This is a genomic window from Acinetobacter sp. CAU_H_29a_1 (assembly GCF_058599505.1).
Genome location: NZ_CM178655.1, coordinates 2,073,533 through 2,089,694, shown reverse-complemented (window position 1 = coordinate 2,089,694; position 16,162 = coordinate 2,073,533). Strand labels below are relative to the sequence as shown.

The 16,162-nt window shown below is 40.4% G+C and carries 13 protein-coding genes; 10 read left to right on the top strand and 3 right to left on the bottom strand.

Annotated features, from left to right (window positions below):
* The first annotated feature begins 140 nt into the window (after positions 1-140).
* The 4 genes from AC4MDD_RS10445 (at position 141) to rpmE (ending at position 4,389) form a co-directional block, all read left to right on the top strand.
* On the top strand, positions 141-2,282 hold the full coding sequence (locus AC4MDD_RS10445) for an AmpG family muropeptide MFS transporter (RefSeq protein WP_491881582.1): 2,142 nt from the start codon (positions 141-143) through the stop codon (positions 2,280-2,282).
* 124 nt (positions 2,283-2,406) lie between these two features.
* On the top strand, positions 2,407-2,808 hold the full coding sequence (gene gloA, locus AC4MDD_RS10440) for a lactoylglutathione lyase (protein ID WP_004693583.1): 402 nt from the start codon (positions 2,407-2,409) through the stop codon (positions 2,806-2,808).
* 167 nt (positions 2,809-2,975) lie between these two features.
* Positions 2,976-3,956, top strand: coding sequence for a bile acid:sodium symporter family protein (locus AC4MDD_RS10435; RefSeq protein WP_491881581.1), 981 nt, complete (start codon positions 2,976-2,978; stop codon positions 3,954-3,956).
* A 205-nt stretch (positions 3,957-4,161) separates the two neighbouring features.
* Positions 4,162-4,389 (top strand): 50S ribosomal protein L31, encoded by a 228-nt coding sequence (gene rpmE, locus AC4MDD_RS10430; RefSeq protein ID WP_004693579.1) that lies wholly within the window; start codon positions 4,162-4,164, stop codon positions 4,387-4,389.
* A 147-nt stretch (positions 4,390-4,536) separates the two neighbouring features.
* Here rpmE and AC4MDD_RS10425 read toward each other — a convergent pair whose 3' ends face one another.
* From AC4MDD_RS10425 to epmB, 3 genes are read right to left on the bottom strand one after another with little or no spacing between them, the layout of a single operon-like run.
* Positions 4,537-6,663: a sensor domain-containing phosphodiesterase gene (locus AC4MDD_RS10425; RefSeq protein ID WP_491881580.1), complete on the bottom strand. Its 2,127-nt coding sequence runs from the start codon at positions 6,661-6,663 to the stop codon at positions 4,537-4,539.
* Entirely contained in the window at positions 6,645-8,390 is a 1,746-nt protein-coding gene (locus AC4MDD_RS10420) for a cyclic-di-GMP receptor FimW-related protein (RefSeq protein WP_491882611.1), read from the bottom strand. The genes AC4MDD_RS10425 and AC4MDD_RS10420 overlap by 19 nt, the downstream gene beginning before the upstream one ends.
* A 17-nt stretch (positions 8,391-8,407) precedes the next feature.
* Positions 8,408-9,424 (bottom strand): EF-P beta-lysylation protein EpmB, encoded by a 1,017-nt coding sequence (epmB, locus tag AC4MDD_RS10415; RefSeq protein WP_168159017.1) that lies wholly within the window; start codon positions 9,422-9,424, stop codon positions 8,408-8,410.
* Positions 9,425-9,733: 309 nt separating this feature from the next.
* Here epmB and efp point away from each other — a divergent pair, with 309 nt between their 5' ends.
* From efp to AC4MDD_RS10385, 6 genes are all read left to right on the top strand, one after another.
* The gene (gene efp, locus AC4MDD_RS10410) at positions 9,734-10,303 is read left to right on the top strand and encodes an elongation factor P (protein WP_004693574.1); all 570 of its coding nucleotides are present in this window, start codon (positions 9,734-9,736) and stop codon (positions 10,301-10,303) included.
* A gap of 168 nt (positions 10,304-10,471) precedes the next feature.
* Entirely contained in the window at positions 10,472-12,574 is a 2,103-nt protein-coding gene (locus AC4MDD_RS10405) for a carbon starvation CstA family protein (RefSeq protein WP_062034581.1), read from the top strand.
* Between the two features lie 10 nt (positions 12,575-12,584).
* Positions 12,585-12,887, top strand: a complete 303-nt coding sequence (locus tag AC4MDD_RS10400) for a YbdD/YjiX family protein (protein ID WP_004693572.1) — start codon at positions 12,585-12,587, stop codon at positions 12,885-12,887.
* 255 nt (positions 12,888-13,142) lie between these two features.
* Positions 13,143-14,162, top strand: coding sequence for a 2-dehydropantoate 2-reductase (locus AC4MDD_RS10395; RefSeq protein ID WP_491881579.1), 1,020 nt, complete (start codon positions 13,143-13,145; stop codon positions 14,160-14,162).
* A gap of 120 nt (positions 14,163-14,282) precedes the next feature.
* The gene (locus AC4MDD_RS10390; protein WP_419277253.1) at positions 14,283-15,239 is read left to right on the top strand and encodes an AAA family ATPase; all 957 of its coding nucleotides are present in this window, start codon (positions 14,283-14,285) and stop codon (positions 15,237-15,239) included.
* Positions 15,240-15,255: 16 nt separating this feature from the next.
* Positions 15,256-16,155, top strand: coding sequence for a DUF58 domain-containing protein (locus AC4MDD_RS10385; RefSeq protein WP_491881578.1), 900 nt, complete (start codon positions 15,256-15,258; stop codon positions 16,153-16,155).
* Positions 16,156-16,162: the final 7 nt, after the last annotated feature.

Sequence of the window (16,162 nt, the reverse complement as noted above, 5' to 3'; positions counted from 1 at the left end):
TATACAGGTTTAATGCAAAAGATCAAGCAAAGTCGCAGTGTTTGTCGACAAAAATAGAACATTGATTTTATAAATCAGGTTGAAACAAATTGTATTAAGGGTTTGAATAGCAGCATTGGTTTTAAGACAACAAAAACGTAATGACAACACAATCTTCAGGATGGAAATCCGCCTTTACTGCATTTTTAGATCGCCGTGCGTTGATCATGCTGTTTTTGGGTTTCTCAGCAGGTATTCCAATCCTGTTAATTTTCTCGAGCTTATCTTTATGGTTAGGTGAGGCAGGTATCGATAAGAGCGCTGTGACTTTTTTTAGTTGGGCAGCTCTGGGTTATTCATTCAAATTTGTTTGGGCCCCTTTGGTCGATGAATTGCCTGTACCAGTGCTGACCAAATTATTGGGTCGTCGCCGTGCGTGGTTATTGATCGCACAACTCTTAATTATCTGTGCCATTTCTATCATGGCTTTTTCAGATCCGTCTCTTGGTCAGAGCTATCTTTACCAAATGGCTGCGGGTGCTGTGCTTTTAGGTTTTTCTGCTGCGACACAAGATATTGTGATTGATGCCTATCGTATTGAGTTGGCAGAAACACAAATGCAAACGGTTTTGGCTTCAACCTATAACGCAGGCTACCGCATCGGCATGATCGTTGCGGGTGCGGGTGCGTTATTTTTAGCAGCTTATTTGGGCACTGCCAAAGGCAACTATATTTATGAGGCATGGAAGTGGACGTATTTGGCAATGGCGGCAGTCATGTCGGTTGGGATTGTGACCACTTTATGCATACGTGAGCCACAAGTTGATCGGGTACGTAAAGAATATAAACGAGTAGATTATTATCGTTTAGTGGCAGTTTTCTTCGTGTCTGTGGTGAGTTTTGTACTGAGCTATATTTATTCAGGCAAGTTCACTGAAATGCTAATTCAGCTCTGGTCGATCAAAGATAGTTTTGCACTGTTTTGTTTTGAGGCTTTACGTTTTATTGGCTCTGGCGCTGTTGCATTTATGGTGGGCTCAAGCCTAGTCAAAATGGGCGCTGTGAACAAACAAATGGCCTATGAAACATGGGTGAATCCTGTTGCCGACTTCTTTAAGCGTTATGGCGTGAAATTGGCGTTGGTATTGCTATTGTTGATTGGGTTTTACCGTATTTCCGACATTATTGCAGGTGTGATCTCTAATGTGTTCTATCAAGACTTAAACTTTACCAAAGAGCAGATTGCTGAAGCGGTGAAAGTTTATGGGGTGATTTTTAGTTTGGTTGGTGGGTTTTTAGGAGGACTACTGGCGCAGCGTATGAACATCATGAAATTGATGTTTGTCGGAGCAATCTTGGCCAGTTCAACCAATCTCATCTTTATTGGTTTGGTCAAATCAGGACAACCTTTAAATGATGTTGTGATCAATGTTGGTGAGCAAAGTTTCAAAACTCAAGCGGATGAGACAGGTGCATGGGCAATTAAGGTTCCTGTTGAGCAGCTTCAGGCAAATGAAAGTCTAACTGCAACGGCCAGTTTTCAAAATGATACTTCACAGCCTGTCTCGGTCACATTGCCTTATATTAGTCAAACGGGTGCATCTACGGCATTGCTGTTGCTTCCGATCACGGCTGATAATGTGATTGATCAACGAGAGTCTGAAGGAAGTATCGTAGTACGAGGTCAATACCTTGCTACACTGGCTGAAAACCAAAGGATTCAATTGAGCTTAGATGGTCAAAGTTTTGATGCAAAGTTAGACAAAGAAGGTGTGTTTAGCGCAGCAATCCCTGCTCAACTGCTTCTTGATTCAAATTCTAAAAAGCTGAATGCCGTATTGATGCAAAATGAGCGCGTACTGCAAGAGGCTACATTAAGCTACAACGTGGACACTGCTTCTGTGAACTCTGCAACTCTAGATGTTGATCTTCAGCCAATCAACTTGAATAAAGCAGTTGATGGACAGTTAGAAGTTAAAGGGAAGGTGATTAAAGAATATAGTTCAAACTGGCTGTATTTTGCTATTATTGTCGATAACTTGGCATCAGGTTTAGCTGGTGCTGCATTTATTGCATTTCTATCAAGTTTGACCAGCGTATCTTTTACTGCGGTTCAGTATGCGATTTTTAGTTCATTGATGACGTTAACACCTAAAATTTTAGGTGGATATTCAGGGACAATTGTGTCCAATATTGGCTATCCAAATTTCTTCTTGCTGACCACACTCATTGGGATCCCAATTTTAATCTTAGTGGTCTGGGTGGCGAAACTTCTACGTGAGCATGCCGCTGAGCAAAGTTAAAGCATCGATTTATTTCGAATGAAAAAAGTAGCCCTTGTGGCTGCTTTTTTTATGGTTGAGGTTTGAAATATAGAGCGGCATTGCCTATATTGGGTGGCTGAGAATAAATCATGAGGAAATTCCAATGCGCATGCTACATACCATGCTACGTGTAGGCAATTTAGAACAATCTTTGGCATTCTATACTGAAGTGCTTGGTATGACTTTACTTCGTAAGCGTGATTATGAAGAAGGTCGTTTTACTTTGGCATTTGTGGGTTATGGTGATGAAGAAAATCATACGGTTTTAGAGCTGACACATAACTGGGATACGGACAGTTATGAACTGGGCAATGCTTATGGTCATATAGCGATTGCAGTAGACGATGCATATAAAGCTTGTGAGGAAATCAAAGCGCGCGGTGGTAATGTCGTGCGTGAAGCCGGACCAATGAAGGGTGGCGTAACGGTTATTGCCTTTGTAGAAGATCCAGATGGCTATAAAATTGAACTGATTCAACAAGATAATAATGCACGTAATAACTAAACCGTTATTAGGTCATATGCAGCGTGTATGCACAGTATTAATTAAAAAAATATTGAACATATTCTGTAAAAGCTAGCTTTATTTATATAGCTCAGTAAGATGAATTTACCCAAAGGTAAATTAGTCACTGGGCTTTTTCATTTTTAGAGGAATGACAGGATGTTGGTATGTTGAAATTATTGGCACTCGATCGGTTTACGTTATTGCTATTTGTTATGGTGCTCTTAGCCAGCTTTGTCCCTGTTTCAGGTCAAGCTGCCAGTGTTTTTGGTGTACTGACGACGGTCGCGATTGCAATATTATTCTTTTTGCATGGGGCTAAACTATCCCGTGAAGCCGTGATTCAGGGCATGATGCATTGGAAACTCCACGCGTTGGTTTTTGCATTTACCTTCATCCTTTTTCCCGTTTTAGGTTTGCTTGCTAAACCTGTATTGGTACCACTACTTGGGCAGGAGTTATATTGGGGCTTTTTGTTTATGTGCTTTTTGCCATCGACAGTACAGTCTTCAATTGCGTTTACTTCGGTCGCGCAAGGCAATGTGGCTGGGGCGGTATGTAGTGCTTCATTCTCGAATTTGATCGGGATGTTTATTACCCCTGTGATGGTGGCCTTTTTCATTTTGGGGCAATCAGAGCATGGTTTTGATCCAACCTCGTCTATTCTTCAAATCACCTTATTGCTGTTGGTTCCCTTTGTCCTTGGACAGCTACTTCGACCATATGTCTTTCCGTATATGCAAAAAATGCCAAGCATCGTCAAAGCATTCGATCAGGGGTCGATATTAATGGTGGTATACGGTGCTTTCAGCGGTGCTGTGGTAGCGGGTCTATGGCAAGAAGTGAGTGTCAGTACTTTAATCCTATTGATCATTGTGTGTTCAGTCTTATTGACGATTATTATGTTGCTTGGGTTGTTTTTACCACGTTGGTTAGGCTTTAATCGTGCCGATCAGAAAACCATTTTTTTCTGTGGCTCTAAAAAGACTTTGGCTAGTGGTGTTCCGATGGCACAGATTCTTTTTATTGGACAACCTTTGGGAATGATTGTTTTACCGATTATGATTTTTCATCAAATACAGCTGATGGTGTGTGGGATTATTGCCAACTATTGGGCCAAGCAATCTGAAATTGAAACGAAAGAATAATTGGCTATCTGATATTATATCTCGTATAATATTTGCCACTTGTTGTGCTTAGCTCTGACGGTATCCGTCTCGGTGGGCCAAAAGAATGGTCTGTTGTGGTGTTGATCTGCAACTTAATTTAATTAAGTGGCCCTTTCCTCAATTTTGAGAGTGATCAATTGCGATGACAGCAAAACCTTCTTTAATTTTTATGGAGTAATCGACGATGCGCGCCGATATTCACCCAAAATACCAAACTTTAGTTGCTACATGTTCTTGCGGTAACGTAATCGAAACTCGTTCAGCACTTGGTAAAGAAACTGTTTACCTAGACGTATGTTCAGCTTGCCACCCATTCTACACTGGTAAGCAAAAGAATGTTGACACTGGCGGTCGTATCGACAAGTTCAAACAACGTTTTGCTGGCATGTCACGTTCTATCAAACGCGACTAATAGCAAAAGAAAAAAACGGGCATTTGCCCGTTTTTTTATGCCTATGATTTTGATACAGAGTCATAGGACTGCTAGTTAGATCATATAGTAAAAAGACCCCCATATAGAGGTCTTGAAATTTAGAGGCTAGTATCCAAGGTTTAACCTTTACTGATCCTGCACATCAATCAGATGATCGAGTTTCTTCTGGAAATAATCGCCTTGAATAAAGCGGGCATCGACATTCCACGCATTGGCAAACGAAGTCATATCATTCAGATCTCGCAGCATAATTTGAATGTTTTTCAATTGATGATATACAGCAACTTTTTCTTGCAACTCTTCCGTGTTGGCGTCGCTACTGAGCATGCGAGTTAAGTTTTCATGTAAGGTGAGATTGTTGATATCGAGCTGACGTAGGATAGATTCACTATAAATACTATTACCAAAGTCACGAATCGAAACTTCAGCACCATATTGGCGAAGCTGTGCAATGTATTTTTGCGCTTCAGCAATGTTCTGGCTGATATCATCCTCAGAGAACTGAAGGATAATTGGATGACTTAACTTACTGCGTACAATGGTAATCAGTTTGGCGATAAACTCAGGGAAAGAGCGGTCATTCAACAGTACGGCTTTGTTTAAGTTTACAATCAACTTTGCTTCAGGATACTGAGTGATAAAATTGTGTAGCTGTTTACACGACTCAACTAAAATCCAGCGGTCAAGTTTAATAGACAGTTCGTGGTCTTCACTTAACTCTTTGAGGCTTGATATATCTTTCCACGTATTACCATAAATAAAGCCACTGGTAACCTCATAGGTGTATAAATTAGTGTCTTCTTTGTCGTAAAGCTGTTGATATTTAAGATGAATCTCACCACGCTCCAAAGCTAGATGTAAAGCTTTAAGTACCGTAGGCTCATTTGCTGTTTTTTGAGTGTCTAAAGTATCGCTGACAGTAGGGTTGATCAACTCAATCACAGGCATGTCAATACTGGCTTTTTGCTCAATTTCGCAATCGTCTTGATTGGTCGGTAAAGCGGTTTTAAAGGCTGAGCACAATAAGTTTTCAAACTGATCTTGATGTGAAATTTCACCTTTCAGTAGAGTGTAGCCAATGCGTAAATTTACGGGATAGCTATTATTTTCTACCGTGATGAGCTGCGGTTTGGTGAGCGCATTTAACGCAATCAGCTTAGATTCAAGTTTGGCCTGTGATTCTGCTTGGAATAAACCAACGATGGTTTGCCCACCCGCCTTAAACAGAGGAATATGAGTCTGTTCATTTAAAAAGCTGTAAATATTGTTAAAATAATCACGCGTAGTTGCCCAGTTGGCTTTAAAGATTTCATCTGGACAAGAGCTGAGTGCAAAGCTAACCAAAGCATTCTGATCAGAAGGCTGTTTGGTCATAGCACGGTTAATTTGTTGATACGTATTAGGTTTTATCGCGTGTTTTTCAGTGTTGACCGATGGAGCAGCAGGGCGTTCAGATTCGACTTCAATCGTCAGTTGGAGCGCATCCTCTTCAGGTGCGGCTAAAAATTCAACTTTTAAAGGATTTTTAGTTTGGGCATTATTATTGAGAGTAGCAACTTCAAAAGCACCTAAATCAAACTGACCTTGTGAAATTTTCTTAAAACGGATTTTGAAATCGTTTACATCTTTCGGCTGGATAATATCAAGCAGCGGTTGACCAATAATATCATCTTCAGAGCTTAAGCCGAACAGTTGTAAGTATTCAGCATTGGCTGAAACATGAATCCCTTCTTGAATTAAAGCAATGGCTTTATTACTTTCTTCAACTAAAGCCTGTGCTTGGCTTTGCGCTGTTTCAAGTTCATTCATGAGTTGTTGTTGGCTTTGTAATAAACGACTTAATGACAGCGCACGCAGTAGACCTAAGTAAAAATTATCCGCTTCTTCTAAGTCCAAAATATCATAGACCCCTTTACGAATAAAACTTGCGTATTGGGCTGATTGATATTCATCTGGCTTTAATAAAATCAGCGGTAAATTGACTTGGTTAGAGTTGCGAATCAAAGTTAGTGCTTGTTCATACTTTAAGTCATAAGCGCGACCAAAAATCACCACATCCCAAGGCAGATGAAGCTGTTTTTCAAAGTTTTGTAAGTCATCCAGTAAAGTGGCATGAACTTGATGATCGCTAGAAGTTAAAAGGTCACGAATTTGGTTATAACGGATCTGATTATCATCAATAATGAGTAAACGTGTTTCCGTACGTTTTAACTTTTTAGATAATAATGGATTTCTCACTTCAATGTTTCCCATAAATCATGATTCTTAATAGCATTCATTTGCTTTTGAATAAAACTTTGAACCAATGGTTCTTGTTGGTCATTCAACAATTCATAATCAAAACGAATAAAACTTTGTGTAATTAAATGTGCTTTTACTAAATAAATTTTAAGATCTTCATCGCCGAGGCGTAAGTGAATGGTTTGTTTTTCTCGGTACATATTCGAACCCGGCACAATGAGGCTGGTTTGTACTTCATCTAGCTGGGACGTTTGCACCAATAATGCAGGTTGATAGTTCTGAGTGGTTCGGTCTGTTTTTACCATAACGGCACATGGGAAAAGATCTTGCGCTAAGATTTCTAACCCTAGTTCCAAGCTTTTTTCACTTGATTGTTTAATCCAGCGAATCACACCGCCGCGCCATTGGCTATGCGCATTTTCTTGAACCAAAATAAACTCACCTGTTTTTAAATGCGCAGGTGTTGGTCCAGTCCAGCGAATACGGTAACCATTCACACTAATATCTAAAACTTCGGCAGGGTAGATTTGTTTCGACTCACGATCAATCATACGAGCAGAACTCGTCTCCACAGGAATATTACTGTTCATGGAGTTGATTACGTGACTTTCATTCTGAAAGTTGTAGTTGCCTTCTAGCTCTAAAGTTTCATTAAAGTTCTTGCCTTTAGATAAATAGAAATGTGCGACTGATAGGCCAAAGCAAATTTGTAATTGTGCAGAGTATTCATAACGTTCATGCTTACGTTCAATATTATTGGTCAATAAGTTATGAATGTGAAAATGCAAAGCAGGGGTAAGGAAAATCTTCTCATCGCGAGACAGTGGCTCAGCACGTTTGGTTTGCATCTCTGAGAGATGATCAAGCAGGGCTTGCGTCGAGATAAAAATATTCGGCTGAATGTGACTGTTTTTTTGAGAATTATAAGTTGGTGGATAATCTTTTGATGCATCGACAATATAGCGAGATAAGGTTGTTTCTTTAGGTAAAATTTGAATCAGTTTCGCCCAATCAAAGCTACACAAAAACAGCCCTTGAATCTCACCTGGACGGATTTGATGGGTATTAAAAATATCCAATAGAATGAGCTGCGCATAGGCTTGACTAATATTGCTCAGTTGATGCTGCGTGCCTTGTATTTGATTAATGTTGGTCAAATAGAAGTTATTTTGAATAGCAGAATCCAAGAGTTGATGAGCTGCTAGCCACTGACCCGGAATCGGGGAGCTATAGAGCAAGTGTTGTTGGTACAACAACAGTGACAGTTGTTGTAAAGCATAATAACTCGATACGGTTCGAGCCGTTTGTAGGTTCTTTTTTTGGTTAAAAGCAAATAGAGAAAACTTATTTTGAGTGATTTGCTGAGAAACACGTTTTGCAATGTCGATATAGACTTTAGCAAAATGACTACGCATTAATAAGGCAAGCTCAATAATATGGTCATTTCGATCAGTGGTGATGAGGCCTTGATTAAAAAAATGTTTCTCTAAACTGGTAAGCACATTTTCTAAATTTGGATGCAGTGCTTGAACCAAATCAAAGCGAAGTGTTTCGCTGACTTGGAGCTCGGAGACTTCAAGTAATGCTTGAAATAAGGAACGAGAAGAATCACCTAATTGTAAAATGGATAAGTTTGCCAACCATTCTTGTAAGCCTTTGACTGTGCTTGGGCAGAAACTAAGCTTATCCGACTTTAATTCGGTTGGTTTTTGGAAGATATCTGAAGTACTCGTCGTCATCATCGTTATTATTTAACTCAAAAAGTTGAAACCCCGAAAAGTGGTGTCTTATTCTTTTCTCCCGCAATTTCCCTGACCAACTTGGGAACCAGATAGCCGGGTAGATTCGCCAATAATCCTTGATACAGCAAATCAATGTCTTGCGAGTTTAAATCAAAATGGTGAGCCCCTTTTACTTTATCTAAAACATGTAAATAGTATGGCAATACACCTGCATCGAATAAACGGTAGCTCAAATCTGTCAAAATTTGAACGTGATCATTGACCCCTTTCAATAAAACCGCCTGATTGAAAACGGTGATTTTTTCTGCGACTAATTGCTGTAATTGACGGCAGGTAAAATCATCCAATTCCGATGCATGATTTGAGTGTACCACTAGAATAATGCGCAGCCTACTGTTTTTTAAGATGGAAATTAGCTCATCATCGACACGGTTAGGCATTACGATAGGAACTCGTGAGTGAATTCTCAAAAATTTAAGTTGGGGAATACTTTCTAAGCGTTCAATCCATAATTTTATTTTACGATTGGACAGCGTTAAGGGGTCTCCACCACTCAAAATGACTTCATTAATGTCAGGTTGCGACTGAATATAGTGTTGAATATTGATCCAATCTTCTGACTTTGGTAGGTTCTCTTGATAGGGGAAATGTCGACGAAAACAGTAACGACAATGAACGGCACATGCCCCAGTCAGTGTCAGTAAGAAACGAGTTTTATATTTGTGTAAAACACCGGGTTGTTGGTTGGCTTGTTCCTCACCCAAGGGGTCGGTCACGAAGTCGGGATGTTCTTCAAGCTCAAGATGATGGGGCAGGACTTGAAGGAGTAAAGGATCAAGCGGATTACCTTTTTGCATTCTTGTCACAAAAGCACGGGGAACACGGAGTTTAAATTGGATTGATGCAAGCAGTGCGCCTGACAGCAGTTGCTCAGGAGAAAGCTCTAGAATATTAAGTAATTCTAAAGGATCAGTAATTAAATCACTGAGTTGAGCTTGCCAATTTTGCTCTTGGTACAAATAATGAGTCATGCAATAAGGGGTCAAATACTAGGTCAAAAGAAAGTTAGGTCATCAAATCGAGTGATGTCGAAACGAGTTGTTCGGATGTGTGCGGTCTAAAAAGGCTTTTTCAATACACAAAAACACGCGCAACGAGGCTATTTTATCAAGATCTTCGGCTTATAGGCAGTGGATTTTCATTGCTTCATAACACCTTGCTCATTTACAATACGAGGCATCAAAAAAGATGCCCTATCTTTATGGCCCCGCTTTTCAAAGCTTTGGTGTCTAAGATAAAGACATAAATATTTAAGTTAGTTAGTTTGGAGTGCGCCAGTCATGGCCTATTATTCTACGAATGATTTCAAGTCAGGCCTTAAGGTTATGCTTGATGGTAACCCATGTTCAATCATGGAAAATGAATATGTAAAGCCAGGTAAAGGTCAAGCATTTAACCGCGTAAAACTACGTAATTTACGTTCTGGTAAAGTTTTAGAAAAAACATTTAAGTCTGGTGATTCTTTAGAAGCGGCTGACATTGTAGAAGTAGAAATGGAATACTTGTACAACGACGGCGAAATGTGGAACTTCATGGATCCTGTATCATTTGAACAGATCGCTGCTGACAAAACAGCAATGGGCGATGCTGCAAAATGGTTAAAAGATGATTCAAATGAAAAATGTACTATTATGCTGTTCAATGGCGTGCCGTTAACAGTAAACCCACCAAACTTCGTAGTTTTGAAAATTGTTGAAACTGATCCGGGTGTACGTGGTGATACTTCTGGCGGTGGTGGTAAACCTGCAAAATTGGAAACAGGTGCTGTAGTACGTGTTCCATTATTTGTACAGCAAGAAGAAAGCGTTCGTGTAGATACTCGTACTGGCGATTATTTAGAACGTGCATAATGGTTTAAAAGTAGACTATTATCGGAAGGGATGATGAAAATCATCCCTTTTTTTATGCCAAAGTATTAGATCAAAACAAGGAGATGCAGAGTAAAGTCGCAAAGGAAAACAGCAGTACCTCGAATAATTAAAGACGCTGATTGAATGCAACAAATATGAGGGATTGAAATGGAATCTGTTCAGCCGAAGTCAACCCTGACTTCAAAAATCATCTGGCTACTAGTAGCCATCGTCGGTGCAGTCTCTTTTGGGATATTGGCACTGAGTCGTGGTGAGCATGTCAATGCCATCTGGCTCGTACTTGCTGCGGGCTGTATTTATAGTATTGCTTATCGCTTCTATAGTTTATTTATTGCAAATAAAGTTTTTGAGCTTGATGAACGTCGCTTAACTCCCGCGCATCGTTTGAATGATGGTCTGGACTATGTTCCAACCAACAAAAGTGTTCTATTTGGACATCACTTTGCAGCGATTGCAGGTGCAGGTCCATTAGTAGGGCCTATTTTAGCAGCGCAAATGGGCTATTTACCTGGCACGATTTGGTTGCTTGTCGGTGTAGTGCTTGCAGGTGCAGTACAAGATTTTTTGGTGTTGTTTATTTCTACCCGTCGTGATGGACGTTCACTCGGTGAAATGGCAAAGCAAGAGCTTGGAACTTTTGCAGGTATTGTGGTCATGCTTGGTGCATTGGGGGTAATGATTATTATCCTTGCTGTTTTGGCACTGGTCGTGGTCAAAGCACTTGCACACAGCCCATGGGGGGTATTTAGTATTGCGGCAACGATTCCAATTGCACTCTTTATGGGGATTTACATGCGTTTTATCCGCCCGGGTAAAATTGCAGAAGTATCTATTATTGGTTTCGTTTTGATGATGCTCGGCATTGTCTACGGTGAAAATATTGCACAGCATCCATATTGGGGTGCGTTCTTTACACTGTCGGGCACTCAGTTGACTTGGGCGCTGATTATTTATGGTTTCGTGGCTTCAGCACTGCCTGTGTGGTTATTGCTTGCACCACGCGATTACTTATCAACCTTCCTAAAGATTGGGGTTATTGCAGGCTTGGCAGTTGGTATTATTTTCGCAATGCCAGAAATGAAGCTGCCAGCATTCACGCAATTTATTGATGGTACTGGCCCTGTGTTTGCAGGTTCAATGTTCCCGTTCTTATTTATTACCATTGCCTGTGGTGCAATTTCAGGTTTCCACGCTTTAGTGTCGTCAGGCACCACGCCGAAACTTGTGAACAATGAGCGTGATATTCGTATGATCGGATATGGCGGTATGCTCATGGAGTCATTTGTTGCAATCATGGCCTTGATCTGTGCTGCAGTGCTTGATCCGGGTGTATATTTTGCGATTAACTCACCAGCCGCTTTACTGGGTACAAGTGTAGACACTGCAGCTGAAGCTGTTCGTAACTTAGGTTTTGTTGTTACTCCAGAAACATTAACTTTACTGGCTCAAGAAGTGGGTGAAAGTACCATTCTTTCACGTACTGGCGGTGCGCCAACTTTTGCTATTGGTATGGCTCACATCATTACGGAAATTTTCAATAGTCGTGAAATGATGGCGTTTTGGTATCACTTTGCCATTTTATTCGAAGCACTATTTATTTTAACGGCAGTTGATGCGGGTACGCGTGCATGTCGTTTCATGGTGCAAGATACAGTGGGTATTGTGATTCCTGCGGTGAAAAACTCACATAACTTCTTCGGAAACTTGTTGGGTACAGCGGTTGCGGTTTCGGGTTGGGGCTTCTTCGTTTACCAAGGTGTCGTCGATCCGCTCGGGGGGATCAATAGCTTATGGCCACTGTTTGGTGTGGGTAACCAAATGCTTGCGGCAATGGCATTGATATTAGGTACGGTTATCCTCTTCAAAATGAAGAAAGAGAAGTATGTATGGGTCACGATTATCCCGACCATATTCTTGTTGGTAACATGTATGACAGCAGGCTGGCAGAAAATTTTCCACGAAAACCCAAAAATTGGTTTCTTGGCACAAGCTGAACGCTTTAACAATGCAATTGCAAACAATGAAATTTTAGCACCAGCAAAAACGGTTGCTGAAATGCAGACCGTTGCAATGTCAAATCAGATCAATGCTGCGCTGTGTGGATTCTTTATGATTGTGGCGATTGTGATGCTCTTTGCTGCGATTAGAGTGATTCGTCGTGCATTGGCAAGCCCAGTTCCGACTGTGCATGAAGCAGAAGCCATTTATCGTGATCCTGAAGACATTCAGCCATCAAAAGCTGGACATTAAGGAGAGTCAGATGAATCTAAAATTTGCTAAAAGTGGAAAAACGATGATTTATAAAATCATTAAAATGACCGTGATGTCGCAGAAAGATTTGATTCTGAACCCTAAAAATTGGTCTCGAATTGCGACGCTGTGGCAACGTTTGCAGCAAAGTTTCCGCTTGATGGTGGGGGTGCCTGATTATCCAAATTATTTGGAGCATATGAAAAAGCACCATCCTGATTTAGAAGCGATGGATGCTAAAACTTTTTATCGTCACTGTGTGGATGCGCGTTATCCATCTGCAACGAATGGCATGAAAAAGTGCCCTTGTTAATGTAATGAATCAATTGAAAGACGGCACTTCGGTGCCGTCTTTTTTTTGTGAAAAATCGAGTGAAAATATTCAATTACATGCGGTTGCTCGTGTTAGATTCGACAGTGTACTTTTTTGCATGAAGCAAGTTATTACATCATGGATTCAATCATAACGAACACGGAGTATGAGGCATAAAAGGTTCATGTCGTATATTTGACAGCTTTTCATTGTTATAGCTCTTAAAATACTGGAATGTTTACAAAGGGAAATTGAATGAAAATATATATTTATGGTGCTGGAAGCATTGGGTGTTATTTAGGTGGAAGTTTGGTTGTTGTAGGTAAGGATGTTACTTTTATTACGCGGCCACGTATTCATGCAGAGCTTTCCCAATGGGGCTTAGTCTTAACCGATTATTTAGGCAAAAATATCAAACTTGCACCTCATCAACTAAAACTAACGACCGATCCGACTCAGGTTGTGGATGCCGATGTTATTTTAATTTGTGTGAAATCGGAGGCAACCGAACAAGTTGCACATGAACTCAAAGAATATTTAGGGGCTAAAACACCGCTGATCATCAGCTTTCAAAATGGCTTAAGCAATGTCCCTATTTTAAAAAGAGTTTTGCAAGAGCAGATGATTTTAGAGGGGATGGTTCCTTTTAACGTCGCTACTCAAGAAGCTGGGCATTATCATCAAGGTACCTCTGGTGCATTAAGTGTTAAGCAATATCCGAATCAAAATTTGCTTGAGAATGCATTTCAAAAAGCAGGTTTAGAGATTGTTTTTGAAAAAGACATGCTGGCTGTGCAGTGGGCCAAGCTTTTACTTAATTTAAATAATTCAATCAATGCATTGTCAAAAAAACCACTAAAGGAGCAATTGTCGATTCGTAAATATCGCCAATGTGTGGCAATGGCGCAGCAGGAAGCTTTAGCACTGCTTGATTCTGCTCAGATTAAACCTGCAAAGTTAACCGCAGTTCCGACCCATTTGATTCCAAAATTGCTGAGTTTACCCAATCCACTATTTAAATTATTAAGTCGTAAAATGTTGGCAATCGATCCGCTGGCTCGGTCGTCTATGCAAGATGATTTAATTGCAGGCCGTCCCACAGAGGTCGACTGGATTAATGGTGAGATTTTAAAACTCGCAGAACAATGTGGTAGACAGGCGCCAATCAATGCGCGACTCATAGAATTGATTAAGCAAGCAGAGAAATCATCTCCTTCATTTTCAATGAGTGCAGATGCTTTAAAAGATCAGTTGAAATCTGCAGCGAAACAATAACTTGAACTGAGGGAGATTATACATACGCAAATCATTGAAGATTTATAAGGATCATCTTTGAGTATGGTTGAAAAACCTGTATGTTAAACCTTGATTTATATTTTGATTGGGGAGAATAAGGTGTTTTGGGGAAAAGAAAAAACGGTAGAAACGCAGCAACATAGCATGCTCGATGAATCGCAGTTAAGTGTTTTTTATCCAAAAATCCAAGAATTTCTCAATCAAGTTAATCAAATCGTTTTAGATAAAAATCAACAAACCCAATTGGCCTTATGTAGCCTGTTAGCAGGTGGGCATATCTTATTTGAAGACTTGCCCGGTTTAGGCAAAACCACATTGGCCAGTAGCTTGGCCCATTTGGCTGGTCTTCAATTTAAACGGATTCAGTTTACCAATGACATGCTGGCAAGCGATGTGATTGGGGTGAATATGTTTAACCAAAAAGAACATCAGTTTGAGTTTAAACAAGGGCCAATTTTTACTCAAATTTTACTCGCAGATGAAATTAACCGCTGTAGTCCGAAAACACAGAGTGCACTTTTAGAGGCGATGGAAGAGGGTGTGGTGACGATTGATTCAAGTCGTTATGTACTCCCACAGCCTTTTTGGGTAATTGCAACGCAAAACCCACTTTTTCAAAGTGGAACTTATGCACTACCAGAGTCACAGCTCGACCGTTTTCTTATGCGGCTATCTTTGGGTTATCCATCACGTCAGGCAGAAAAGGCTTTATTGCAGCAACAATCCCGTCATGACTTGATTCAGCAGTTGATGACTGTATTCTCCGAACAAGACATTCTCGCCTTACAAGCTTTGGTGCCACAGATTTATTTGTCTGAGGAAGTCTTGGATTATATTTTAGATTTGGCGGCTGAAACCCGTAAAGGTCGACATGGGTTATCTACACGTGGCGTACTGGCTTTGAAGAAAGCAGCACAAGCCTATGCTCTGGTTAAAGCCCGTGCATTTGTTACACCCGATGATGTACAGGCTGTATTTGTCGCAGTGACCGCGCATCGTATTGGGCTGGGTGAAGCTGAAACTGAGCAGCTTATGAAGCAAGTCAAAGTTCACTGATAGGATAAGCTGACGCATGCTGTGGCAAAACTGGATAAATAAACGCTTTAAATTTAAGGCTGAAAAACAATTGACCCAAAAAGATGTACTGGTGTTTATTTATCAGCAAGGATATGTGTATGTGGTGCTGATTTTAATCACCTTTATTGCTGGGGTGAATTATGCCAATAACTTAATTTTAGCGTTTTGTTTTTTAATCAGTGCTGTGCTGTGTATGAGTTTTTATTTGACCTTTAAACAGCTACATGGCTTAAGTATTGACTTTGTACTACCTGAAATAGGACAGGTTGAGAGTGCATTGCAATTACAAATGCATTTCAAACAACAGCATTCACAGCCTCGATACCTTTGGCTCGCTTATGCTGATCATATAGAGCAGTTGTTTATTCAAGACACTCATCAGGTGGTCGATTTAAATTTCTTTCCAATAGAACGCGGACGGTTTAGTTTTCCAGAGATTAAAATCTACTCAACATATCCGTTTGGCCTCGTTCGTGCATGGAGTTATTTTTTCATTCAGAAAACCCTGTGGATCGCGCCTAAAACTAAGTCTTTAGCTGCAGAAAATAAACAGCAACAGCACAGTTTTGAACCGGACATGGATGAATTCCGAGAATTGCGAAATTTTAAAGAGGGTGACTCTTTACAGGCGGTTTCATGGAAACAAGTGGCACAAGGACAAGGTTTATTTATTAAAGTCTTTGAACAACATCAGGATCAACACAGTTTAGACATCCACTATGCACATATGCCGAGTCCTTCACATGAAGAAAAATTAAGCTTAATGATGGGCTTGGTTGAACAATGTGAGCAGTTACAATACGCCTATGCCCTGTATTTACCTCATACTGAACTGGCCAAAGGGATAGGGCGAGAACAGTACCTTCAAGCCAAATTACTTTTGGCGCAGGCATAGGTGAGTA